The 23528-nt window shown below is 52.1% G+C and carries 19 protein-coding genes; 11 read left to right on the forward strand and 8 right to left on the reverse strand.

Annotated elements, in window-relative coordinates; genetic code table 11:
• The first annotated feature begins 278 nt into the window (after positions 1–278).
• Together IX84_RS08280 and IX84_RS08285 are read left to right on the forward strand one after the other, a co-directional pair.
• The gene (locus tag IX84_RS08280; protein ID WP_044218555.1) at positions 279–2198 is read left to right on the forward strand and encodes a SulP family inorganic anion transporter; all 1920 of its coding nucleotides are present in this window, start codon (positions 279–281) and stop codon (positions 2196–2198) included.
• Between the two features lie 50 nt (positions 2199–2248).
• On the forward strand, positions 2249–2929 hold the full coding sequence (locus IX84_RS08285; protein WP_044218558.1) for a TetR/AcrR family transcriptional regulator: 681 nt from the start codon (positions 2249–2251) through the stop codon (positions 2927–2929).
• Here IX84_RS08285 and IX84_RS08290 read toward each other — a convergent pair.
• Positions 2926–5541 carry a DNA gyrase/topoisomerase IV subunit A gene (locus tag IX84_RS08290; protein ID WP_044218561.1) on the reverse strand — a complete coding sequence of 872 codons (2616 nt, stop codon included), beginning with the start codon at positions 5539–5541 and terminating at the stop codon, positions 2926–2928. The genes IX84_RS08285 and IX84_RS08290 overlap by 4 nt on opposite strands.
• Positions 5542–5863: 322 nt before the next feature.
• Here IX84_RS08290 and IX84_RS08295 point away from each other — a divergent pair, with 322 nt between their 5' ends.
• Together IX84_RS08295 and IX84_RS08300 are read left to right on the forward strand one after the other, a co-directional pair.
• Positions 5864–6412 (forward strand): RNA polymerase sigma factor, encoded by a 549-nt coding sequence (locus IX84_RS08295; RefSeq protein WP_044218563.1) that lies wholly within the window; start codon positions 5864–5866, stop codon positions 6410–6412.
• A gap of 5 nt (positions 6413–6417) precedes the next feature.
• Complete coding sequence (locus IX84_RS08300; protein WP_044218566.1) at positions 6418–7977, forward strand: PX domain-containing protein; 1560 nt, start codon at positions 6418–6420, stop codon at positions 7975–7977.
• 27 nt (positions 7978–8004) lie between these two features.
• Here the strand turns inward: IX84_RS08300 and IX84_RS08305 are convergent, their stop codons facing one another.
• Positions 8005–8697: a response regulator transcription factor gene (locus tag IX84_RS08305; RefSeq protein ID WP_044218568.1), complete on the reverse strand. Its 693-nt coding sequence runs from the start codon at positions 8695–8697 to the stop codon at positions 8005–8007.
• A gap of 15 nt (positions 8698–8712) precedes the next feature.
• Positions 8713–10071 carry a sensor histidine kinase gene (locus IX84_RS08310; protein ID WP_063978261.1) on the reverse strand — a complete coding sequence of 453 codons (1359 nt, stop codon included), beginning with the start codon at positions 10069–10071 and terminating at the stop codon, positions 8713–8715.
• 135 nt (positions 10072–10206) lie between these two features.
• On the opposite strand from IX84_RS08310, the gene IX84_RS08315 reads away from it, so the two are divergent.
• The 3 genes from IX84_RS08315 (at position 10207) to IX84_RS08325 (ending at position 12780) form a co-directional block, all read left to right on the forward strand.
• Positions 10207–11160 carry a DUF4271 domain-containing protein gene (locus IX84_RS08315; protein ID WP_044218570.1) on the forward strand — a complete coding sequence of 318 codons (954 nt, stop codon included), beginning with the start codon at positions 10207–10209 and terminating at the stop codon, positions 11158–11160.
• Positions 11161–11242: 82 nt separating this feature from the next.
• Positions 11243–12022 carry a uroporphyrinogen-III synthase gene (locus IX84_RS08320; protein ID WP_044218573.1) on the forward strand — a complete coding sequence of 260 codons (780 nt, stop codon included), beginning with the start codon at positions 11243–11245 and terminating at the stop codon, positions 12020–12022.
• A gap of 113 nt (positions 12023–12135) precedes the next feature.
• Positions 12136–12780, forward strand: a complete 645-nt coding sequence (locus tag IX84_RS08325; protein WP_044218782.1) for an NUDIX hydrolase — start codon at positions 12136–12138, stop codon at positions 12778–12780.
• Positions 12781–12866: 86 nt separating this feature from the next.
• Here IX84_RS08325 and IX84_RS33300 read toward each other — a convergent pair whose 3' ends face one another.
• The 4 genes from IX84_RS33300 to IX84_RS08340 all read right to left on the reverse strand — a co-directional run bounded on the left by IX84_RS33300 (position 12867) and on the right by IX84_RS08340 (position 17279).
• Positions 12867–13019: a hypothetical protein gene (locus tag IX84_RS33300; RefSeq protein ID WP_160213694.1), complete on the reverse strand. Its 153-nt coding sequence runs from the start codon at positions 13017–13019 to the stop codon at positions 12867–12869.
• Positions 13020–13046: 27 nt separating this feature from the next.
• Positions 13047–14150 carry a M42 family metallopeptidase gene (locus IX84_RS08330; protein ID WP_044218576.1) on the reverse strand — a complete coding sequence of 368 codons (1104 nt, stop codon included), beginning with the start codon at positions 14148–14150 and terminating at the stop codon, positions 13047–13049.
• A 139-nt stretch (positions 14151–14289) separates the two neighbouring features.
• Entirely contained in the window at positions 14290–14934 is a 645-nt protein-coding gene (locus IX84_RS08335) for a thioredoxin family protein (protein WP_044218579.1), read from the reverse strand.
• Between the two features lie 92 nt (positions 14935–15026).
• Entirely contained in the window at positions 15027–17279 is a 2253-nt protein-coding gene (locus tag IX84_RS08340) for a hypothetical protein (protein WP_044218582.1), read from the reverse strand.
• Positions 17280–17441: 162 nt separating this feature from the next.
• On the opposite strand from IX84_RS08340, the gene IX84_RS08345 reads away from it, so the two are divergent.
• Both IX84_RS08345 and porQ read left to right on the forward strand, forming a co-directional pair.
• Complete coding sequence (locus tag IX84_RS08345; RefSeq protein ID WP_044218584.1) at positions 17442–18047, forward strand: toxin-antitoxin system YwqK family antitoxin; 606 nt, start codon at positions 17442–17444, stop codon at positions 18045–18047.
• Between the two features lie 26 nt (positions 18048–18073).
• On the forward strand, positions 18074–19144 hold the full coding sequence (porQ, locus tag IX84_RS08350) for a type IX secretion system protein PorQ (RefSeq protein WP_052515873.1): 1071 nt from the start codon (positions 18074–18076) through the stop codon (positions 19142–19144).
• Here porQ and IX84_RS08355 read toward each other — a convergent pair.
• Complete coding sequence (locus IX84_RS08355) at positions 19141–20556, reverse strand: hypothetical protein (RefSeq protein ID WP_044218587.1); 1416 nt, start codon at positions 20554–20556, stop codon at positions 19141–19143. The two genes, porQ and IX84_RS08355, sit on opposite strands and share 4 nt — an antisense overlap.
• 220 nt (positions 20557–20776) lie before the next feature.
• Between IX84_RS08355 and thrS the strand changes: the two genes are divergently transcribed.
• Together thrS and IX84_RS08365 are read left to right on the forward strand one after the other, a co-directional pair.
• The gene (gene thrS / locus IX84_RS08360) at positions 20777–22705 is read left to right on the forward strand and encodes a threonine--tRNA ligase (RefSeq protein ID WP_044218589.1); all 1929 of its coding nucleotides are present in this window, start codon (positions 20777–20779) and stop codon (positions 22703–22705) included.
• 362 nt (positions 22706–23067) lie between these two features.
• The gene (locus tag IX84_RS08365) at positions 23068–23418 is read left to right on the forward strand and encodes a T9SS type A sorting domain-containing protein (RefSeq protein WP_044218592.1); all 351 of its coding nucleotides are present in this window, start codon (positions 23068–23070) and stop codon (positions 23416–23418) included.
• The last annotated feature ends 110 nt before the right edge of the window (positions 23419–23528 follow it).

Here is a 23528-nt window from a genome sequence, read left to right on the forward strand (position 1 = left end):
ATTTACATGGTGACTGAGGCTTTTGGAGGAGAGGCATTGCCTCTCCTTTTTTATTGTTTTTTTTTGATAGCTTTTCTATCGGTTTTATGGTCTTGTGCGCTCCGGGGCTTTTCAACCAGCGAATGGTATTGTAACGTCTGATTTTTTGCGATGATTACAAGCAGGTCAGGTTTGTATGATCCTGCCGACAGACGACAGTGATTTTCAGCACCAACCTCCTTCCATCAAAGCTTTACTTTTGCCGGGTAAGCGTTTTGCACATCGATTAAGCAGCAAAAATGCATAACATACTTAAGTTTGATTTCTCCAATATCAAGGGAGATTTCTTCGGGGGGCTTACAGCAGGCATCGTAGCCCTGCCTCTGGCGCTGGCGTTTGGGGCTCAGACTCCTCTCGGCGCAATGGCTGGTCTGTACGGTGCAATCGTTATAGGCATACTGGCAGCATTATTTGGGGGTACGCCCACTCAGATCAGCGGCCCTACCGCTCCGATGACGGTGGTGTCTACGGCAGTCATTTCCAGCGCCATTCTGGAAGCTGGCGTCTCTACGGTGGAGGAAGCATTGCCCTTTATTCTGGCTACTTTTTTTCTGGCCGGGCTGATTGAGGCTGTGTTTGGCATACTACGGTTGGGGCGGTATATACGGTACATTCCCTACCCGGTGGTATCCGGCTTTATGAGTGGAATCGGGGTGATCATTATTATCACGCAGCTGTTTCCGGCTCTGGGATATAATCCGTCAGCAGATGAGGTACTGGTAGAGCAGCTTATGCCACATGCTGAAGAACAAATCCTGGAGGGCATACTCCGTCAGGAAGAATCCGAAGGGCTGCTCAGCGGAGTGATGAGCAAGGAAGACCTGGATGAGACTTCCCGGCGTGCTCAGGCGATTACGCCTCAGGAAATTCGGGCGGAAGCAAAACTGCTGGCAGCAAGGGAGGCGAGCGGTACGGTGGGTACTATCAACAACCTGCACCGGCCTTTCAGCAATCCCGGGCTCATCAACGGGTTCAACCTTGGTCTGACCCTACTTACGGTCATCATCATTTTTGGCTTTAAGCGTATTACGACCACGGTGCCCAGTTCGCTGGCTGCCTTGCTGGTGCTGACACCTTTAGCCTATTTTTTGCTGCCCGGTCAGGTGCCAGTAATCGGGGCGGTTGAAAGCGGGCTGCCGCCCATCCACCTGGGCTTCTTTTCCGTTTATGCGGATATGGGCATGCTGGGTACTATTCTGCAGTTCGCCATAACTCTGGCGGCGCTGGGGGCATTGGATTCTCTGCTTACCTCCGTAGTGGCGGACAATATCACCAAGACAAAGCACGATAGTGATCAGGAGCTCATCGGGCAGGGGCTGGGCAATATGGGGGCTGCGCTGTTTGCAGGCCTGCCGGGTGCAGGGGCTACCATGCGCACTGTGATCAATGCCCAGTCGGGTGGGAAGACAAAAATCTCCGGTGCTATTGCCGGGCTTTTCCTTCTGGCTGTTTTACTGGGGCTTGGCCAGGTGGTGGCTTACATTCCCAGTGCAGTACTTGCAGGTATTCTCATTGCTGTAGGCATTGGGATTATTGATTACAAAGGGCTTCGGCACCTGCGGAGCGTCCCCCGCTCTGATGCTCTCATTATGGTCTCTGTGTTGTTGCTGACGGTATTTGTAGACCTGCTTGTGGCGGTTGCTGCCGGCATGATACTTGCCGCTTTGCTCTTTATGAAGAAAATTGCAGACGTTGTAGAGCATAAAATGAACTCTGCCCCTTTGCATGCGTTTGGTCCTGAGGTACCCTGGAAAGATGAAGCGCCCCATATTGGAAAATTGGGGGACTCGGTATACATCAGGCACTTTGACGGGCCGATCTTTTTTGGTTTTGTTGACCGCTTCCAGGAGATCATGCAGGCCCTGCCCGGTATTAGAGTAGTCGTCATGCGCATGGAGCGGGTGCCTTACATGGACCAATCGGGCCTGTATGCGATGGATGATGCGATCCGTAGCTTACGGGAGGAAGGCATCGTAGTGGCCTTCTCCGGGTTACAGGATCAGCCTCTGCTTATGCTGGAACGGATCAACGTGATTCCGGGCCTTATCAACGAAAGTTATATTTTTAAAGATTTTGAATCCTGCCTTTGCTGGCTGAAGCCTTACCTTGAGCAGGAAAAACTCGGCGACCTGGCTGAAGAACAGGACAGGCAGCCCTGAAAGCACAATTACACAGGTGGTTGACCACACCTACAAAAACTGCAATAGCGATGTCAATTTTCATTCAGATGCAGCTCAACGAAAGGTTGTATCTCAAAAACCCGCAGGACACCAAGCTGGGCAAAAAGATCATTCAGTACAGCATTATCCTGATTGATGAGATCGGGTTTGAGGCTTTTACCTTCAAAAAGCTGGCAGAGCGGATCAACTCCACAGAGGCATCCGTTTACCGCTACTTTGAGAATAAGCACCGCTTGTTGGTCTACCTGCTGTGCTGGTATTGGGAGTGGATGAAGTTCCACATCGATTACAATACTATGAATATTGAAGACCCGAAGCAGAAACTGAAAATTGCCATCTCCGCTATCGTGGATACCTCCCGCCGAAATACCTCCATTCAGTTTGTGGATGAAGACGTGCTGCACCGCATCGTAGTAGCAGAAGCCACCAAGGCATACCACACCAAACAGGTGGACGAAGAAAATAAGGAGGGCTTTTTCCTGACCTATAAAAGCCTGGCCAAGCGCATCGCAAAAATCATCAAAGAAGTCAATCCCAACTACCCTTACCCCCGAGCACTGGCCAGCACCCTGCTGGAAATGGCGAACAACCACATCTACTTCGCCCAGCACCTGCCCTCCCTCACGGACATCGAAGTGAAGGAGGGGGACCTGAGCCAGGTCGAGGAATTACTGGAAGACTTCGCTTTCGGGCTGTTGATCAGAGATTAATCAAACATCTTCGTTTGCCCATCGTCTTCCACATCAAAGTCGATGCTGTCCCCCGGCTTGAGTTTTTCCCCACCGTCGTCCTTTGAGGAGGCAGCCGTTTCTTTTTTCAGAGGACTCACGGACAGCAGGCGCTGATCGGCGACTTTGTTGCCCATGGCGCGCCAGCCTTTGACGTCAATAAAATCCTCAATGTCGAGCTCCTGGTCAATTTTCTGGCTGCCCTCTTTGATCTGATATTGGATAGCGGCGCCCGGTTCAGGTGAAGCGAACAACAGCTTGCTCTTCTTGTGCTCCGTGATGAACAGGAAGCGCTGATTGGTAGAGGTGGTCTCCACCTGAAAGCGCTTGGCCACGGACCAGCCGCGTTCGCCCTCGTAGTAGACCGCGCTAATGACAGCATCCGGGTCAAACTTGCCGATGGAAACAATCTCTTTTGGCTCAAATTTTTTATTGAGGTCGAGCTCTATCACTTCGTAAGCCCCTTCCTTGTAAATGGCAAAGAGGTGGTCGCCGGAGCTGAACTCGCCCAGAAGCAGCCCCCGCTCATCGGTATTCAGCCGGCCGCTGACTTCATCCATCCATATTTTGATTGCGCCAAGCGTTGATTCTCCCTCTTCTTTCAGGGAAACCTTACGTACGGGGTACTTGGTTACAGTATTACCTTTGGAGCTTCGCCCTTTGATCTCCAGCTCACTGAAGTCATAATCAAAGACCTTATTGCGCGCCCGGCTGCCCTGTGTGAGCTGCACGGTGACGACTTCGGCTTCTCCGTTTGGATTGGCGGTGAAATACAGCGGTTTTGAACCGTTTTCACCGGTGGTCATGTCGTACTCCCGGTCACGGGTAATGGACTGTACCTGAAAGCGCTTGGCGAACGTCCGCCCGGTCTTACCGTCTACGTATATGGCGTTGTAAGTGGTCCGGTCATCGCCCTTCTTCCAGACGTCGATGTGGATGATATCCTTGCCGGCAAAGACTTTATCCGCAATCCGGGATACTTGATATTTACCATCTTTTCGGAAGACGATGATATCCGCAATATCCGAGCATTCGCAGACAAATTCGTCCTTCTTCAGGCCCGTGCCGAAGAAGCCCTCCTTCCGGTCCACATACAGCTTGGCATTTTTGGCCACCACTTCTGTCGCTTCGATGTTCTCAAAGGTGGTAATGATGGTGCGCCGCTCTTTGCCTTTGCCGAATTTCTGCAGCAGGTTTTCGTAGTAGGCAATGGCGTAGTCCGTGAGGTTGTCCAGGTGGTGCTGTACCTCTTTGAGCTCCTCTTCCAGCTTTTTGATTTGTTCCTCGGCTTTGAAGGTATTGTATTTGGAAATCCGCTTGATCCGGATTTCGGTCAGGCGCACGAGATCGTCCTCTGTGATGTCCCGCAGGAGTTCCAGCCGGTCGTCGTTTTTCTTTGGCTTTTCGCCGGGGACACGCACATACTTCCGCAGGCCGCTGTCTACCGCTTCAAGAACGGCCTCCCAGGTTTCGCACTGCTCGATGTCCCGGTAGATGCGGTTTTCGATGAAGATCTTTTCCAGGCTGGCGAAGTGCAGTTTTTCCAGCAGCTCCGCCTTGCGGATTTCCAGTTCCCGCTTCAGCAGGGCTTTGGTTTGCTGCGTGCAAATATCCAGGATGTCCTCCACGGTCATGAAGTGGGGCTTGTCCTCAATGATCACACAGGCGTTTGGGGAAATGGATATTTCACAGTTGGTAAAGGCGTAAAGCGCATCGATGGTGAGGTCAGGAGAAACGCCGCTGCCGAGTTCGACCAGCACTTCCACATGCTCGGCGGTGTTGTCCACCACCTTTTTGATCTTAATTTTGCCCTTGTCGTTAGCTTTGAGGATGCTGTCAATAAGGGACTGTGTAGTCGTGGCGTAAGGCAGCTCCCGAATAGCGAGGGTACTCTTGTCCACCGCTTCGATTTTGGCTCTGACTTTAACCCGGCCGCCCCGTTTGCCGCTCCTGTAGTCCGATACATCTATCATGCCGCCGGTTTGGAAATCGGGGTAGATTTTGACCCTCTTCCCCTGCAGCAGCTTGATGGAAGCCTTGATGAGCTCGTTGAAGTTGTGCGGCAGGATTTTAGTGGAAAGCCCCACGGCAATACCATCAGCACCCTGTGCCAGGAGCATGGGGAACTTCATCGGCAGCCCGATCGGTTCCTTCTTTCGGCCATCGTAGCTCAGCTGCCAGTCAGTGGTCTGAGGGTTGAAGGCCACCTCCAGTGCAAACTTGGTCAGGCGCGCCTCAATGTAACGGGGAGCGGCTGCGCTGTCGCCGGTACGCACATCGCCCCAGTTGCCCTGCGGGTCAATGAGCAGGTCCTTTTGCCCGAGATTGACCAGGGCATCGCCAATGGCAGCATCTCCGTGCGGGTGGTACTGCATGGTCTGCCCGATGATGTTCGCGACTTTGTGGTAACGCCCGTCGTGCATTTCCCGCATAGCGTGGAGTATCCGCCGCTGTACGGGCTTCAATCCGTCAATAATGCCGGGTACGGCGCGCTCCAGAATAACGTAGGAAGCATAGTCCAGGAAGTAATCCTCATACATCCCCTTAAGGGTGATGATGTTCTCCTGACCGTTCTGTTCAGCTGTCTCACTCATATTTTGACTGGCTTATTGCCTGTATGTATTTTCCTCAAAAGTACAAAAATACCGCCAAAAAAATAAACAAAAAATTTACATAAAAACATATTTAAAACAAATTTAAATTCCACAGGCTCGCAAAAGGCGGCAGAAATTGATGCAGCGGGCAGCGGATCCGATCTGCAAAGCGTTCTTAGCTGTAGGTTAGCTACACTACGCCTGAATATTTGAAATATACGTCATCATCTGCCTCTATTTAGCACAAGAAAAGACAAAGTGTTCGCGCTTTCCCGGTTGTATCTTTTGCTGAATTAGGGTAATTTGGGCTAATTGAACATACATGGATATCGCTTTGCCCTTAGAAAACAATGAGAAAGGCTTAATACAGGCCTGCGTTCGCCGGGAGCGCTGGGCTCAGAAGGTGCTGTACGAAGAGTACTACAGCCGGATGATGGGCGTATGCCTCCGTTATGCTACCGATGAGGAAGAAGCACTTGATATCCTGCACGAAGGGTTCATCAAAGTTTTCCGCCACATCGGCAAGTATAAGCCGGGGACTTCACTTTCTGCATGGATTAGGCGCATTATGGTCAACACGGCGATTGACTATTTCCGTAAAAACAGCCGCCGCCGCACTGAGGACATGGACGAGGCGTATGACATCAGTACCAATGACCCGGATGCGATCAGCCGCTGCTCGGAACAGGAAATACTTGAAGCCATTCAGGAGCTTACGCCTTCCTACCGTGCTGTTTTCAACTTGTATGTGATCGAAGGGTACGCACACAAGGAAATTGCGGAGCTACTTGACATAACAGAAAGCACTTCCAGGTCGAACCTGGTAAAAGCTCGGTCAAAACTGAAAGAAATACTGAGCGAACGACTATAGAGGATATGAAGAAAAGAGAAGATCACCAGTTTGATGAGCAAATCCGCCAGAAGATGACCAATCTCCGGCCTGAAACCGGTGCGCCAGATTGGTCGGCTTTTGAGGAGCAGCTCGATGCGGCGGAGGCCCTTGATGCAGGCCCGGCAGAAGCAGACCCACGTGAGGTGGATGAGGTGATCTTTGGCAAGATGCATCAGTATGAGGTGCCCTACGAGCCAGCCCATTGGCTCAGAATGGAAGCGATGCTTAATGAGTGGTTTACCTGGCCACAGTACGTGCTGCGCTATAAGACGATGGAACTGGCGCTTTTCCTGCTACTTTTCATCACCTGCTGGCAGTACCTGCCGAAACTGGGTGCACCGGTCGCGGGCAGTCAGCCTGCCGGTCAGTCTGATTACACCGAGGTTGCCACCGATCATCAGTCCATAAATGTAACACCTGCCGAAATACAGGAGCCCTCTACAGATAACGCAACGCCTGGCCCGAACCGGTTGGCAGAAGAAGAGGGGCAACCATCCCGGGAGGTAGACAAGTACAGCAACAACCTGCTAACGGCAAGCGCGTTGCCCGAACCGGCCAAAGAAGCCCCTGGACAAGCTTTAACAGGCGTGAAAAACCAAGTCTGGGCTCCCATGCCCCCGCTTTTGGGTTCAGAACGCCCGAAGAGCCTACGCTCCAATACCATGGCAGAGACTTCAGAGTTGCCGGTCTCTTCCCTCATGAGCCCTGTGGCTGCAATGGAAGAAGGCCCTCCGTTCGGTTTGGCTGCCTCTGCCTTGCTTCCGGGATTGCCCTTTGAAACCCTGGCTGTGCCTGAAGCTGATTTGGGAGACACCAAGGTCAGGCGCATAAAGAAGCGCCCTGCTTTACTGGTCGGTATGTTTGGCAGTGCGGATTACAACCACATCCTGGTACCGGCAAGCTCCGAAAAACGATTGACGGAAAGCCTGGAACGGGCAGCAATAGGATATGGAGGAGGCTTATCTCTTAGTGCTGATTTCGGCCGTCTGGAGGTTGAAACCGGAGCCATTTACGCCGCGCGTTACTATCCGGTGGGTATTGTTTACGTAAGGGGTAGCCTGCTGTCGGGGCTGCGTGGGGACGAGCTGCGCACTACAGAGCTGAATATGCTTAGCATTCCGCTGCATGTTCGCTATGATTACTTCCAGCATAACAAATGGCGTGCTTACGTCTTGGGCGGCGGTTCTGTACAGGTCGCTTTCCAAACCAATTACTATACAGCAGAAGCGCCTCAGTTTGACTTCCTGCCGGCTATGCCGCCACCGGTGACTGATGGGCCGGCGGGTGGTGAGTCTGAAATTGACCGCATCCGGCGCAATGGGCAGGGGTGGTTTGAAGGAGGCAGCTTTAAGGATAATGCCTATCTGACGGTCAATTTCGGCTTTGGAGCCGAACGCTACTTCTCAGAGCGGTGGAGCCTTTTTGTGCAGCCGGTTTATCAGCATTCCGTACACTATTTCAAGAATATTGATGGCCTGGGGCCAAACAACGACCGGATTAATTCGCTGTCGGTTCTGATTGGCACCCGTGTACGCCTGAAGTAGCTCGGGGCATTTTGCGATGACTGGCCACTAATTTCCTTCCTTCAACCGGAATCCAACCCCGTGAATGTTCTCAATTTTGAGCTGCGTATCCTTGCGCAGGTATTTACGTAGGCGGGAGATAAACACATCAAGACTGCGCCCCAGGAAGTAGTCATCTTCGCCCCACAGTTTTTTCAGGATATCGGAGCGGCGGATCACCTGATTGCGCTGCTCTGCAAAAAGCCTGAGCAGGTCTGCCTCTTTTTGTGTAAGCTGCCGCGGCTCCCCATCCCCTTTGAGCAGCAGGTTTTGGTAATCGAACCGGAACTGCCCCAATGCATACTCTGAAGCATTATCCGGCAGCGTTATCTGACTGCGCCTCAGAAAAATTTCGACCTTAAGCAGGAGTTCTTCAATACTGAATGGCTTGGTAATGTAATCATCAGCGCCCAGGCGCAGCCCTTTGAGCCGGTCTTCTTTCAGCGATTTGGCAGTCAGGAATAAAATCGGGGTGTGGGTGTCCTGCTCGCGGATACGACGAGCAATGGCAAAACCGTCGATGTCCGGCAGCATCACATCCAGAATGTAGAGGTCTATGTCAGGCGTTTGGGCATCGATCAGGTGCAGGGCTTCCTTTCCGGTCGCACAATGGGTGATCTGATACCCCTGAAGCTCCAGGTTGTCGCGGGTCACAAAGCTCAGGCTTTCGTCATCTTCAACGTACAGAAGGTGTGCTTTCATAAATGCAATTGGCTTTTAGGCATTGGTCAGCCGGGTGGCAGTCTTGCGAAGATACTTAGAAAAATAGGTACGAAGTTGATACCACCAGCTTTGGAAGCCTGGCTGCAGAACAGGAATGTGCAAATAAACGCTAGTGCCTTCGCCCGGGGTACTCTCCATATCCAACTGCCAGCCCTGAGCATCACAGATGCTTTTTACATAGTACAGCCCAAGCCCAAAACCTTTGACTTTGTGGACGTTGCCGGTGGGTACGCGATAAAATTTGCTAAAGATTCGGCTCATATGCTCTTTGGAAATCCCCACACCTTTATCTTCGATCTTAATGGTAACCTGCTGATCGGAGGCATAGGCCGACAGACGGATTACCGGCCGTTCGCAGCAGTACTTGATCGCGTTATCAAGCAGGTTGTGGAGGATATTTGTAAAGTGGAGGCGGTCAGCTTCAATATGAATATCTCCGAGCCGGATGTCGCTTTCCAGCGTGCCGCCCTGCTTTTCTGCCTGTACCGCCGTGCTGTTGACGATGGCATTTAGGGTTTCTGCAACGGGAAACTGCTCCAGTTTGAGCTCAAAGTTCCCCTGCTCGATCCGGGCCAGCTGCAAGACCTTCTCCACCTGGCTGTTGAGGCGTTTGTTTTGCTCCTTGATGATGGTGGCATAGCGCAGCAGGCGCGGGTTGTTTTGCACCTCAGGGGCGTTTTGGAACACATCTGCCGAAATTTTTATGGTGGAAATAGGGGTCTTGAACTCGTGTGTCATATTGTTGATAAAGTCCTTCTGCAGTTCAGACAGCCGCTTTTGCCGCAGCATGATATACATGGAGTAGGCAAAAAAGATCAGGACGATCATCAGGATGGCTGAGAAGAAAATGGAAAGCTGCATTTTGCCCAGCAGATAGCCGGACCGGTTGGGGAATTTAACGCTGAAGTAATAGGTGAACTTATCGTCCTTGGGCAGGTCGCCAAGCTCGGTCAGGTCCGTCTGTTTGCCAGGGTTGAAACTGCAGTAGTTGCCATACATCATCTCATTGGTCGTACAATCGTAAACGGCGTATTCAAAATCGACGTAAAGGGCCAGGCGCTCAAACTCTTTTTGCAGAAAGTACTCCAGGTGGTCGTCGTCGATTTCGCTATCGATATTGACGACATAGTAGTTGGTCGTGCGCTGATTGACGATATTGCGGGGCGGCAGATCGCCCCCGCTCAGGTCAGCCAGCCCGCAGGCCGTACGGTAAAGCGCAAGGCTTGCTTTTTTGCTGAACTCCTCCTCGTTTATATTCCAGGTATTGATCACCCAATAGGCTTGCATGCCAATGATGCCGGCAATGGCGATGGCGCCCAAAAGGATGACCCGGAAGATCAGGCTGTTCTTCATAGATGGTGGCTAAAATAAAATCCTGTACAAGTTACCAGTCCGGTAGGGGATAAAAAAACGCTTAACAGCTCTTTAACAAACCCGGGCGGGTTCAGTTCCGTACGGCAGAGGAGGCATAATGTCCGGAGAAAAGCTATGGATAATTCCAGTCAGTGCGCTACCTTTGTAAGAACTGTGAATAAGGTGCTCCACATATCGACCCGTTTTCTGCTTGTTAGCCTGCTGTCAGTGCTGATAGCTAAAGGTGCTTTTGCGCAAGCCAACCCCTTTGACCTGACGCCACGGCTCTCTGCCCAGGTAGGGGCAGATACCCTGACAAGTGTTGTGCCGGTGACCGGCAACCCCTTCGATATAGTGCCCACCAGCCCCGAAGAGCAGGCCGTTGAACCGGTGTTGCCTCCTCCTGATGCAGGTTTTTCTTCCAAGCCGGTTGTGACGATTGACAGCCGTTTTAACCGGGTTGTTTTTATTACGACCGTTGCAAGCCTGTTGCTGCTCACCGTTTTGATAACGCTCTTCCGGGCGCAGTTGGGCCGGGCATACCGGGCATTTCTAAATGATAATTTGCTCAACCAGCTACAGCGGGAAAGAGAAGGGGGCGGCGGCCTGCCGTATTACCTTTTCTACGCGCTTTTCATGCTGTCTGCCGGCTTTTTCGTTTTTCTTTTGACGGAGTACTTTGAGGTCCCGGTTGCGGTAGCGCCCTGGCGTAGCCTGCTGATGTGCGTGCTGGGCATTGCTGTGTTTTGGATGGGCAAGCACCTGCTGCTGACTTACATTCGTGTGGTGTTTCCCGTAGAAAAGGAAGTCCGGATCTACAACATGACGATTGTGGTCTTCAATCTGATCCTGGGTATCGCCCTCATCATTGGCAACGGGCTCTTTGCCTACGGGCCCGACAGCCTGAAAATGCCTATACTTTATCTGATTTTTGCAGTCATTGCCGGCGTTTATTTATTCATGTTTTTACGTAGCCTGTTTTCTGCCGGCCGCTTTCTCTCCTTTCATAAGTTTCACTTTTTGTTGTATATTTGCACCGTTGAAATCGCTCCTGTCCTGATCTTGGTAAAAGGATTAACAACTTCCTAATTTAAAAACCTCGTTCAGGAACTGTGCTACAGCTTGCTTTAGATCAAACGCACAGTGGGCAAAACCCAAAAATTGTTGTTGCATGGCAGCAAATGGCAAAGTACAAGAAGAGACTTACAAGCCGGTAAAAACCATCCTGATATCCCAGCCTAAGCCGGAGCGATCTCCCTACTATGATTTAGAACAGAAATACGGACTGACCATCGACTGGCGGCCGTTCATTCATGTAGAGGGCGTCTCGGCTAAGGAGTTCCGCAAAGCCAAAATAAAACCTAATGAGTATACTGCGGTGATCCTGACCAGCAAAAATGCGATCGATCACTACTTCCGTATTTGCGAAGAGATGCGGATCAAGGTCTCACAGGACATGAAGTACTTCTGCCTTTCTGAGGCAATAGCGAATTACCTGCAGAAGTTCATCGTCTATCGCAAACGAAAAGTTTTTGTGGGCAAGCGCACCATTCAGGACCTGGCACCTGCCCTGAAGAAGCATAAAAAAGAAAAGTTCCTGCTGCCTTGCTCCAATTTAGGGGCTAAGCAGGTCAGTTCGTATTTGAAGGAAAACAGCTTCGACTGGCAGGATGCGATGATGTACCAAACGGTCAGCAGCGATTTGTCTGACCTCAGCGATGTGACCTACGATGTCCTCGTGTTCTTTAGCCCGCTTGGCATCAAATCGCTCTACGAAAACTTCCCGGATTTCAAGCAGAACGATACCCGCATGGCAGTCTTTGGCAATTCCACCAGCAAGGAGGTAGAAAAGCAGGGCCTGACCATCAATATCAAAGTACCTGCACCGGGCATCACCTCCATGGCTACCGCTCTGGAGAAGTATCTGGAAATTTCCAATAAAGACCTTTAATCATAAAGGCTTTTCCCTGATCGGAAAAAACGCTGAACAGCCCCAAAGCATAACTTGTGTTTTGGGGCTGTGCTGTTGCGCAACTATTCAATGCCCTTCAGAGTTAAATGGATATGCAGCATTCATTTATTCAGGCGATCGCAGAGCAGCTCAGGCATCCGTTGCCCGGGCAGGAGGCGCAGTTTCGTATGGCGCATGTTGTACGGCAGCAGGCGGTGACGCCACCTCAGGGGGCCCGGCAGGCCGGCGTTATGGCTTTGTTTTATCCTCATCAGTCCGACTGGCACCTGGTTTTTATCGAACGGCAGCCCCACCACGGGCACGACCGGCATGCGGGGCAGATTAGCTTCCCGGGCGGGAAGTTTGAAGACTCGGATGCCTCTTTGGAGGAAACAGCGCTGCGGGAAACCGAGGAAGAGGTGGGCGTCCCTGTTGGTACAATTGAAGTCCTGGGCAAGCTGACGGAGCTGTATATCCCGGTCAGCAATTTTCAGGTGCACCCCTATGTAGGCTTCACGGATAGCCGCCCGGCATTTGTGCCGGATGTCGAGGAGGTGCGCACCATCCTGGAAGTCCCATTCAGGCATCTGTCCAATCCTGCCACCCGCCGCAAAACGAACCTGCAACTGGCGGCTAACATTACGCTCAAGGGCGTACCTTATTTTGATGTGGAGGGCAAAATCCTATGGGGCGCTACGGCTATGATGGTTAGTGAATTGCTGGCAGTAGCCGAACGTTCAGGGCTGGTATCGTCCTGATGGCTTACACCCTTTCTGATTAAGGCTAAAATCCTTCAAAAACGGTGACTCCCGAATTGGTGAACCTGTGTTTGCCACATGGGTTACTAATTGGACAACACCCGATAAACCATCAGGCCTAACAGCAGTAGAATGAGGATAACGAAGAACCCGGAAGCCGCATCATCAAAAAGCCGTTCCACCGTGTCCATGTACTTGGACCCAAAGTATATGCCCGCCCCTAGAATGACGGTGCCCATAAAGATTTGTTTTGCCCTCATAGTGGATTAAAGAAAGTCATAGCTGTCATCAGCTGCTGGTTTGGAGCGATTGCCGTCCACATTTTCGAAGCTCCAGTCGTATTGTTGCAGTTCGCTCAGGCAATGGGTCAGCAAGTCGATGCAGTGCCTGATGTCAGCCTTGTTGGCCATTTCGATGGTTTGGTGCATATTGCGGAGCGGGATGGAAATGGCACCTGCTATCGCTCCTTTCTTGCCGTAGCGCTGAACACCGGCCGTATCGGTACCTCCTGCAGGCAGTACTTCGGGTTGCCAGGGGATGTCGTGCGCATCAGCCGTCTTTTTCATGTAATTGACCATGCGGTAGTCGCAGATGGTCATGCCATCCAAAATCTTAATAGCGGCACCCTTGCCAAGGCTTGTGACGTATTCATGCGCTTGGGCACCGGGCACATCAAAGGCGATGGTCACGTCAAGCCCAAACCCGAAATCAGGATCAATCAGGTGGGCGGAAGAGATGGCGCCGCGCAGCCCGACTTCTTCCTGTACGGTGAACACACCATAAATATCGTAAGGTACGGTTTGGTCTTTCAGCGCCCGCAGGGTTTCCAGCAGGATAAACACTGATACCCGGTTGTCCATGGATTTACTGTTGACACAATTGCCCATCTCAATGAGCTCCCGCTCCCGGGTGATGGAGTCGCCGACCGCAACATACTTTACCACTTCATCCCGCGGCATGCCCAGGTCAATGTAGTACTCGCTGATGGGAAGCTGTTTGTTGCGCTCTTCTGGTTTCATGAGGTGGATAGGCTTGCTGCCCATAACACCGATGAAGTCTTTGCGGCCGTGCACGATGACCCGCTGAGAGGTCAGCGTTTTCGGGTCAAAACCGCCCAGGGTGTGGAATCGGATGAACCCATCCTCGTCGATGTGCGTAACGATGAACCCAATCTCGTCCATATGAGCAGCTACCATGACCTTTTTGTCTTGCTGCCCTTTTTTGATGGCGACTACGTTACCCATGGCATCCACTTCTACTTTGTCTACCAGTGGCGTGACTTCAGCAAGGATAAACTCCCGGATACGCTGTTCGTACCCTGGTGCGCCGGGTGTTTCGCATATTTTCTTGAGCAGCTCAACGTTGATCATATAAGCGGTTTTAAAGTCGTTTGATTGGAATATGATGCGAAAATACAGGACGAGCCAAGGATTTCCGACTTATTCCTTAAAAAAATACAAGGGATGGCTTTCATCGGGCTATTACGGGAATGGTCAAGGGGCAGTAAGTCTATTGGGCCAGGGCTTCCTGATGTTGGAAAAGGGCCTGGATGACCTCTGACTGTATGCTTTTTGTCTTATCGCGGGCGTACCATTTCTGGGTTTCTGTCATAGTGGTCTGCTGTAGCGCTTTTTTAGCGGCCTCATCTTCCAGTGTTTTTAGTTTTGTTTTGTAATCCATGACGATTTGCTGTACGGCTACAGGTCTGGGGCCCCAGCTACCTGTTACGGCCCTGTTGGCTCCCTTTAGGAAAATGATTTTCGGAATGGAACGCCCGCCGTTGGTGAGAAAGGCATCCATGATATCGGGATATTCGTCCCTTAGGATAAGCCGTAGAGAAAGGTTGGGGGTCGCTTCTGCTATTTTATTCAGCACCGGAATGACCTGCGCTGCATCCCCGCACCAGGCTTCGGTCAGGACGAGCATCGTCATGGGCGTTTCCAGTTGTTCCAGTGCTTCAAGCGTTTCGGGCGTAAGCCGGGTGGTCTTATCGAGGCGGTTCATGCGGGTGCGGTTGAGATCCGTATAGTTCAGCATCGCCTCGCTGTGGTTAGAACCTGTGGTTTTACCATCGGCACGCAATTCTTCAATAAGCTGGCGGTATTTGTTGTAGTGCATTGCTTGCTCCAGGGTGGAGGCAGGTATCGTCTTCATTTTTTCTGGTTAACTTTTCGATTTCTAAGGAGTCCGGCCTGTAGCTTTAGCCGCTCCGATTCAAGTATGTAGTAAAGGGAAGCGCTTAACCCCTACTTTTGTTTTGCAGGAGGGCTGAGGAGTTGCTGTAATTGTTCCAGGCTCGACAAATTGGACGGATGGTTCATGGCGCGCATCACATCCGCTTTTTCCCGCTGCGTGATGTGGAAGGAAATGGAGGCTTCCAACTTATTCTCTTCTATAGGGCGGTAGAAGAACGGGATTTGCACAAAGCGCTCTTCGCCCAGCAGGTCATACATAAATCCTAAGCTGTTGTCGTGCTCAAACTCCTGAACCACGAGTACCTTGCCGGCAATACCGAGCGGGTTGAACATGGACTCCACAATACCCTGCCCACCGCTTGGTGTGATTTCCTCCACTTTATCCGAGCTACTGATTTGCAACAGCATTACCCCGCGGGTGTTTTCAAGTATCCACTCCCGGAAAACCTGAATGAACCGGGTGGCAGAAACGATACCGTAGTTATCCAGGAACCCGGCATCCATCACCTCAATACCGGGGCGGCTGGGCAGGTGTACATTGGGCAGCACGTAAGGGTAGGTTGCGTTCATGCGCACTGCCGAGAGCATGCGCAGATTGCCGGCATCCTGATCCTGAAACATCCACCGAAAGTCTACTGCGTCCACTTCCACCGCTTTGGGGTAGCGCTGCCCCACCGGCGCTTTCATCATGTAGGAAACGCCCTGTGGGGAAATGATCAGGCGACGGGCATCATTGACGATGGAGGGGGTCAGGTAAAGCATGGGGATTGTGGCCGATGCCTCCGGCTCCCGGTATTCCTCCAGGCGCCGGTCGAGTATGCCATTGGTGTTTTCATTGAGCTGCTGCTCAAAGACATAGCCCCGGTCCTTGTAGTAAGTGTAGCCATTCATCTCAAAGGGTGCCCAGGGGATAAAGAGGTCATTGGAAACGATGGTGAAAGCGATAGAATTGACCAGGTCTTTGGCGATGTCGTCAATGTAACGTGGATCGTGGACATCTACGCATTCCCCCTGCTGCTGTTGCAAATAAAGCTCCCGCAGGTACGTCATGCCCATCATGCCGCCAGAGGCGCCGGTAATGAGCACGGTATGATCCAGCAATTGCCCGTTGAGCAGGCTGTCTGCCGTACGGACCACCTGCATGCTCCAGGTGGCCGATTTCAGCCCGCCCCCGCTGGAACAAAGGATGACCATCCAGGGCTTTTCCTCCCCGGTTTTGGCTTTCCACTTTTCCAGAATGGCCGTGGTGGCGGCTTTGTCATCTTCAATCCGGGCACTGCTGGAGGCCTCCTGCAGGCGTTTTAGAGAATATTCGGCGGGGGCAGTCTCGTAATTGAGGCCGTAGGCTTTATTGGTGTAGTTGAAGTTGTCGTTGCGGGTCAGGATATTCAAGCCTAGCAATAGGGCAATGATGACTGTCATGCTCCATTCTCCGAACCAGTAGATAACCGCACCGATGAGGGCCGTCAGCACACTGGCCAGAATGAACAGGCTGGCACCGGCCGGGATCCGAAAGGGCGGATAATCCACCAAATAGCCGAGCACCAAAAGCACCAGCATACTGATGAGCTGAAGGATGAGCGCATTGAGGTGGTTTTGTTTGAAAATGCTCATCAGCATCTTGGTGTCGTAGTGCGCCACACTTCTGACCAGACGGGGTTCCAGCGATTCCGACAAATAGGTATCTACCCGCCACCGCGTACTGTCCAGCTTGATGTACTCCAGGTCCACCTGCCGGCGGCCGGGCGTATAGGCACGGGTGAGGTGGGGCGGGCGCTCGGACCGGCTTTCGTAGTACGAGATATCGCGGTTGGTGAATTGGAAATAGATGGAGTACAAGATAATCAGCAGGAACATCCCGCTGAGAAAACCTACGGCATTCAGGGTGACTTCCCGGAAGACAAGCCCTTCGTAGTAGCGCTGGAAGTAGACCATGATGCCCAGGTATACCACCAGAAAGGACAGCGGTAATAATAGGTTGTTAATCACAAACTTGGTAAAAGGCCGGGCAAGCGATGCCAGAAATGGGAAATAATGGGCGCTCAGGAGGTAAAGAGCCAGGTTCCAGCTCATGAAAAAGCTGCCAAATCCGATACCCACGAAGAAAAAGCTCCAAAAGTTAACGGCCCCAAGGTATTCCGGATCCAGGAAAAGGTACTGAAAGCCGAGCTTACTGGCCAATGCACCGGAAACGAGCAGGAAGAAAACCACCCACATCGCCAGCAGCAGGTGGTTGCTGCGGATGTGCAACACCAGGAGCTGTACGGGAAAAGAATGGTAAACGTTGCGGAGTTTTTGCATCATGGTATTTCCAAAATACGGAATTCCTTGTTCTGATGCCAGTGTTTCTACAGATCGGTTACGAATGGTCCAAGACAGTTAAAAGTGTTATTTTTCGGCCGGCGAAAATGAAGCCTGCGATTTTGCGTTTGTTTGGAGGGTGAATACATAAAAACAGAGACACCTATGAAGCACATTTGGATAGCCATCGCTGCCGTACTCCTCCTTGCCACAGGGTGCAAGTCGAAGATTGAGCAAGTTGAAAATATAGACAGCTATGGCTACACCGAGCGCTATCAGCGCAGTAAGGAGGACTTTGCCAAACAGGGCCTCTACCAGAAGTTTGACGAACAGGGCCGCCTGATGGAGGAAGCGACCTACGAAAACGATACGCTTAACGGGCTCCGGGTTCTTTACTTTGAAACGGGAGATACCCAAATTGTAGAGACCTACCGGCAGGGCATTTTTGATGGTCCTTACCGGTCTTATTACGAGTCCGGGCAGCTCAACCTTTCCGGTCAGTACGAAGCCAACGAAATGACAGGCGACTGGGATCGCTACTACGAAAACGGGCAGCTCATGGAGCGGGTCCGCTTCGAAGACAATGCCGAGAATGGTCCTTTCATAGAGTACCATGAGAATGGCAACCTGAAAGCAGAAGGCGCTTACCTCAATGGTGATAACGAGCACGGGTTACTCAAGCTCTACGATGAGCAGGGCGAGCTCAAGCGGAAAATGAACTGCGAGCAGGGCATCTGCCGCACCATCTGGAAACGAGAAGGAGAAGAATAACCGGACTTTGGAGATAAACCAACAGCATGCAATTTAGATTTCTACCCAACGCCCTTACGGCTCTGGCTTTTCTGCTCCTTGCGCAGCATGCGCACGGGCAGCTGGGCGGGCTGCATACCTACGAATTCCTCAACCTGTCGCCTTCCGCCCGGCTCACTGCCCTGGGTGGCAACCTGATTACGGTGCGCGATGACGATGTCAACCTGGCCCTGGGCAACCCGGCCGCGCTCAATCCCGATATGCATCAGCAGATTGCCATTAACCACAGCTTTCATGTGGCGGGCATTAGCCATGGGTATGCCGCCTTTGGGCATCATTTCGATTCTCTGGGGCTGACTTCCCACCTGGGCGTACAGTACATTAGCTACGGCACCTTCGATGAGACCAACGACCGGGGCGAAGTGCTGGGCACCTTTGATGCCGCCGAGTATGCCATCAACTTTGGCGTGGGCAAACAAGTCTACGACCGCCTGGCGATCGGGGCCAACCTGAAAGTCATCACCTCTCAAATGGCCGGCTACTCTTCCTTCGGGCTGGGGGCAGACGCAGCGGCTACCTACATTGATACCGCCCGCAACCTGACCGCCACCCTGGTTTTCCGCAATATGGGCCGGCAGGTGACCTACTATACCGAAGACAACCTGGAGCCCCTGCCCTTTGAGATGCAGTTTGGGATTTCCAAGCGGTTGAAGTACCTGCCCTTCCGTTTCTCGGTGATTTACCGGTTCCTCGACCGCTGGAATATCCGCTACGATGACCCGAATGCAGAGCCGTCTATTCTGTTTTTTGGCGAAGAGCAAACAGAAGAGAGCCCAACGAGCATCTGGTTTGATAACTTTTTCCGCCACCTGGTCTTCAACGGGGAGTTTTTGCTGGGCGCTCGGGAGAATTTCCGCTTGCGTTTTGGGTACAACCACTTCATGCGGCGGGAGCTCGGGCTGGATAACTTCGGCAGCCTGGCTGGTTTTAGTTTCGGAGTGGGCGTGAAAATCAGCCGCTTCCGCATCGACTACGGGCATCAGAGCTTCCACCTGGGGGGCGGGCTCAATCACATCAGCATCGCTACCAACTTGCAGGAGTTCAAGAAGAAAAATTAGTCTTCGTATTTGAAGTGCTGCCCTTCCTCCAAAATGCCCCACATCACCAGCAATTCACTGGACAGGCGGGTGTCCTGACCGGGAATTGCGGGCCAGGTCAGTATCCGGCAGTCAGGGCTTATTGCAGTGGTATCTTCTTTTGACTGTGACATCGCCCTCAGGGTGCGCTCCTGGCAAGACGGGTGCCCAACTTCCGTTACATCCGCGATGGTGAAAAGGAGCAGCAGTCCCAGCGCAGGAAGGACGTGGGCTGCTTTATTCCGGGCGGATTCAAAAAGCAGCAGGCTACTCCTTCCCCACAGGTAAAAAAGGATCAGCAATACCGGTTGGAGTGTATCCCGGCGTACGACATCTGGCCGGTAATCCCGGTAGCCGCCCAGTGGGATCAGCAAAAGATAGAGAAGGATAAACACCAGGAGGAAACGGACCTCCTGCTTCACCCATGGCTTGCGGGCCTCCACCTGTAGCCAGCGCAACAGCCCAAATTGTAATAGTATACCCAAGATAAGGATGGACAGCCCCGGCTTATTGGTCAGCATCTTCCACAGGCCCGCCGGCAGTTTTTGGTAGCGTTCCCAGAGCCCAAAGCTGTGCTGCTGTTCGGTGCTAAGGGTACCAAGATAAAGGCTGTATGCCCCTAATATGCCAATAAGGGCAATGGCTGCCCAGTGGCTGAGTGGCAGTTTGGCCCGCATACGTCCCACGCTTGTTTCGTAGGTGTGCCCCAGGATTTGACGAAAGCCATAACCCGCACCAGTGAGCCATCCGACCGCAATAACCCCCGGAATTAACGGGCCGGTAAAGGGCAGGATCAGCGTTAGTGCATACAAACTGAGTGTCTCCCAAGCTGGTGCTGCTCCACCCCTGTCGTAAGCCCGCCGGACCAGAGCCAGCCAGCTCAATAGTAAAACAGAAGGCCAGGCGTAGAAGAAAGTGTAAGTGGGCGAAGGCTCAATGATGCCCATCACAGGATTGTAGTACCCGGCAGACTGAAAGAGTGGAACCAACAGCACGGCGGCAAGCAAAAAAGAGGACCACCCTTTGCCACGGGAAGCAACCCCTGCGAGTAGCAGGAGTAACAAAATATGCGCCCCGCTTTTGGCTATAGCCGAGCTCAGCGTGATGCTGTCCACTTTTTCCACGAAGTTATTCAGCGCAGCCGGTGCCCACCGGAAATAGTGGTACATCGCCCGGTGTACAAAGAAACGGTTGGGGGAAGCGTAAGTAGCCTCGCCGGTTGCAGCAGACCAGCCAAAGGGTGCCGACAGCACAGGCTCGTAGTGTGGGGCAGGCAGGATAATACTCGGCATATCGCCATCGAGCGGCGCCATTAGGTGCTGCCGGAAGGAGTAGACCGTATCTGCCAGCAGCAACAAGACCAGAATAATCAGGAGCCCATCTTTTTTGCGCATGCCGATTCACGGGTTTTTACTAGGGCTGCTCGAAAGTTGTGTGTTTTCTTTTTGCCCCATTGCTCAAGGCGAAAATAGGTAAAAATCCAGCACTGTAAAATTTAGGCGCTCTCCCAAAATCCCTTAATTTTGCGCACCTTAAAACGCACTTTTTCTGAGTGCCGGAAACTAATTTTGCTGCCCAATCGTAAGGAGCAGTAACAAAATCATTAAAATCACCATGATTAACATCACTTTCCCGGACGGTAATGTCCGACAGTACGAAGCTGGCGTAACCGGGCTCGACATCGCAAAGTCGATCAGCCACGGCCTGGCCAAAAAAGTCCTTTCTGCAAAAGTAAACGGTGAGGTGTGGGATGCCACCCGCCCAATTACCGAAGACGCTACAGTGCAGTTGCTGACGTGGGACGACAAGGACGGGAAAGCGACCTTCTGGCACTCTTCCGCCCACCTGATGGCTGAAGCCCTGGAGGACATTTATCCAGGCGTGAAGTTCGGTACAGGGCCATCTACAGACGGTGGGTTTTACTATGATGTAGATCCCGGTGAGCATACCATTTCCAGCGATGACTTCCCTCAGATTGAGCAGAAAATGCTGGAGCTGGCCCGCCAGAAGAATGCCTATGTCCGCAAGCCGATTTCCATAGAGGATGCCATTGCGTTCTACCAGGAAAAAGGAGACGAATACAAGCTGGAGCTGTTGGAGAAACGCAAGGAAGAAGGCGCGGAAATTACCTTGTACGAGCAGGGCAATTTCACCGACCTCTGCCGTGGCCCGCACGTGCCCGATACCGGCTACATCAAAGCCATCAAAATCACCAAAGTGGCGGGCGCTTACTGGCAGGGCGATGAGAACCGTCAGCAGATGACCCGTGTATACGGCATCACCTTCCCCAAGCAGAAGGAGCTGACTGAATACGAAACGATGATTGAGGAAGCCAAGCAGCGTGACCATCGTAAACTGGGCACAGAGCTTGAGCTTTTCATGTTCTCTGACCGTGTGGGGCAGGGCCTGCCGATGTGGCTGCCCAAGGGCAATCAGCTGCGCGACCGCCTGATGAATTTCCTGCGGGTAGAGCAGGAGAAGCGCGGCTACCAACTCGTGACCACGCCACATATTGGCAAAAAGGACCTCTACGTGACTTCCGGCCACTGGGAAAAGTACGGGGAGGACAGCTTCCACCCTATCACTACGCCTAAGGAAGGCGAGGAGTTCCTGCTCAAGCCGATGAATTGCCCGCACCACTGTGAGATTTTTGGGCACCGTCCGCACTCCTACCGCGATCTGCCGCTCCGTATTGCAGAGTTTGGCACGGTCTATCGCTACGAGCAGAGCGGTGAGCTGCACGGCCTTTCACGCGTACGCGGGTTTACGCAGGATGATGCCCATATTTTTTGTACGCCGGATCAGCTCAAGGACGAGTTTCTGAACGTGCTTGACCTGACCAAGACGGTACTTTCTAAGATGGGGTTTGCTGATTTTACAGCGCAAATTTCCCTGCGTGACCCGGAGAAGCCTGAAAAGTATATTGGTTCAGACGAAAACTGGAACAATGCTGAGCGGGCCATTATTGAGGCTACTGCTGAGGCGGGCATGAAGACCACAACCGAGCTGGGCGAAGCAGCTTTCTATGGCCCTAAACTTGACTTCATGGTCAAGGATGCGCTCGGGCGTTCCTGGCAGCTGGGTACTATTCAGGTAGACTACAACCTGCCCGAACGCTTTGAGCTGGAGTACATCGGCTCCGACAATCAGGCACACCGGCCGGTAATGATCCACCGGGCGCCTTTTGGTTCTATGGAGCGCTTCATCAGTATACTGATTGAGCATACCGGCGGTAAGTTTCCGCTGTGGCTCGCACCGGAGCAATACACCATCCTGCCCATTAGCGACCGCTTCAATGACTACGCGGCTGAGATCGAGCAGGAACTGGCGAAGTATGACATCCGCGGCACGGTGGATGACCGCAGTGAGAAAGTGGGCCGGAAAATCCGGGACGCCGAGGTGAAGAAAGTGCCCTTCATGCTCATCGTAGGTGAGAAGGAGGCAGAGACAGGTGCTGTATCCGTGCGGAAGCAGGGCGATGGTGATGTCGGCTCCATGTCTGTCGCTGAGTTCGCAAAGTACTTCCAGGAGCATCTGTACTAAATATACTGACGATTAAGTGGTTTGCCACAGCAAACCTACTCAATGTCAGCATTTACGCTGGGAAGTGGCCTGCTGCGATGTCGCAAACCACTTCGTATTGCGTATAACATAGATCGTTCCTCCCCGGCTGAAGTACTGTCTTCAGCCGGGCGGGCGGTCAGAAATGCCGGAAACACGGCAAAAGCTTTAAAATTACTTTAATCCCGGACTGCCGGCTGAACTTGCAGGCGCTGATTTCGGTTTATTGTGTAAAGCATAAACAAATTAAGCGATTTTAACATATCGCTTGAATTTTAATAGATTTTCGCTTATTTTTATCAAAATCGACTTTTATCCCGACGCACGTTTAGAAATCCCACGATATGAAGCATACTTTACCCCTGCTGTTTTTACTGTTAGCCACCTTTAGCCTCTCTGCCTCGACCGGTCTGGAAAATAATATTGAGCCATTTCCTCCCTACACAGTAGCGTCTACCCCTGCAGATTTGAAAGTCTATCCTAATCCCGCAGTGGACTATATCAGCCTTACTGAGGCGCAAGGCGTTACAGAAATCACCGTTTTTAACCTTGTTGGGCGTGCGATGAAGCGCTTCCAACTCGATTATGCCAAGCAGCAGTTCTATGTTGGGGATTTGCCAAAAGGCATGTACCTCGTACAGATCAAGGGTTCAAACGATAACGTACTGACTACTCAGCGGCTCCATAAGCAGTAACACTTACATCCTGCCACCTTCCAAAGCACAGCCGTTATAAATACGCAGCTGTGCTTTGTTATACTGACGATTTAGTGGTTTGCCACAGCAAACCTACTCAATATCAGTAT

Source organism: Phaeodactylibacter xiamenensis (assembly GCF_000759025.1).
Classification (GTDB): Bacteria; Bacteroidota; Bacteroidia; order Chitinophagales; family Saprospiraceae; genus Phaeodactylibacter; species Phaeodactylibacter xiamenensis.

Coding starts and splice junctions, on each gene's coding strand:
- IX84_RS08345 (WP_044218584.1), top strand. CDS start 17,442: ATGAAGCACATTTGGATAGCCATCGCTGCCGTACTCCTCCTTGCCACA.
- IX84_RS08315 (WP_044218570.1), top strand. CDS start 10,207: ATGGATAATTCCAGTCAGTGCGCTACCTTTGTAAGAACTGTGAATAAG.
- IX84_RS33300 (WP_160213694.1), bottom strand. CDS start 13,019: ATGGGCACCGTCATTCTAGGGGCGGGCATATACTTTGGGTCCAAGTAC.
- IX84_RS08300 (WP_044218566.1), top strand. CDS start 6,418: ATGAAGAAAAGAGAAGATCACCAGTTTGATGAGCAAATCCGCCAGAAG.
- porQ (WP_052515873.1), top strand. CDS start 18,074: ATGCAATTTAGATTTCTACCCAACGCCCTTACGGCTCTGGCTTTTCTG.
- IX84_RS08355 (WP_044218587.1), bottom strand. CDS start 20,556: ATGCGCAAAAAAGATGGGCTCCTGATTATTCTGGTCTTGTTGCTGCTG.
- IX84_RS08285 (WP_044218558.1), top strand. CDS start 2,249: ATGTCAATTTTCATTCAGATGCAGCTCAACGAAAGGTTGTATCTCAAA.
- IX84_RS08325 (WP_044218782.1), top strand. CDS start 12,136: ATGCAGCATTCATTTATTCAGGCGATCGCAGAGCAGCTCAGGCATCCG.
- thrS (WP_044218589.1), top strand. CDS start 20,777: ATGATTAACATCACTTTCCCGGACGGTAATGTCCGACAGTACGAAGCT.
- IX84_RS08320 (WP_044218573.1), top strand. CDS start 11,243: ATGGCAGCAAATGGCAAAGTACAAGAAGAGACTTACAAGCCGGTAAAA.
- IX84_RS08305 (WP_044218568.1), bottom strand. CDS start 8,697: ATGAAAGCACACCTTCTGTACGTTGAAGATGACGAAAGCCTGAGCTTT.
- IX84_RS08310 (WP_063978261.1), bottom strand. CDS start 10,071: ATGAAGAACAGCCTGATCTTCCGGGTCATCCTTTTGGGCGCCATCGCC.
- IX84_RS08330 (WP_044218576.1), bottom strand. CDS start 14,150: ATGATCAACGTTGAGCTGCTCAAGAAAATATGCGAAACACCCGGCGCA.
- IX84_RS08295 (WP_044218563.1), top strand. CDS start 5,864: ATGGATATCGCTTTGCCCTTAGAAAACAATGAGAAAGGCTTAATACAG.
- IX84_RS08365 (WP_044218592.1), top strand. CDS start 23,068: ATGAAGCATACTTTACCCCTGCTGTTTTTACTGTTAGCCACCTTTAGC.
- IX84_RS08280 (WP_044218555.1), top strand. CDS start 279: ATGCATAACATACTTAAGTTTGATTTCTCCAATATCAAGGGAGATTTC.
- IX84_RS08290 (WP_044218561.1), bottom strand. CDS start 5,541: ATGAGTGAGACAGCTGAACAGAACGGTCAGGAGAACATCATCACCCTT.
- IX84_RS08340 (WP_044218582.1), bottom strand. CDS start 17,279: ATGATGCAAAAACTCCGCAACGTTTACCATTCTTTTCCCGTACAGCTC.
- IX84_RS08335 (WP_044218579.1), bottom strand. CDS start 14,934: ATGAAGACGATACCTGCCTCCACCCTGGAGCAAGCAATGCACTACAAC.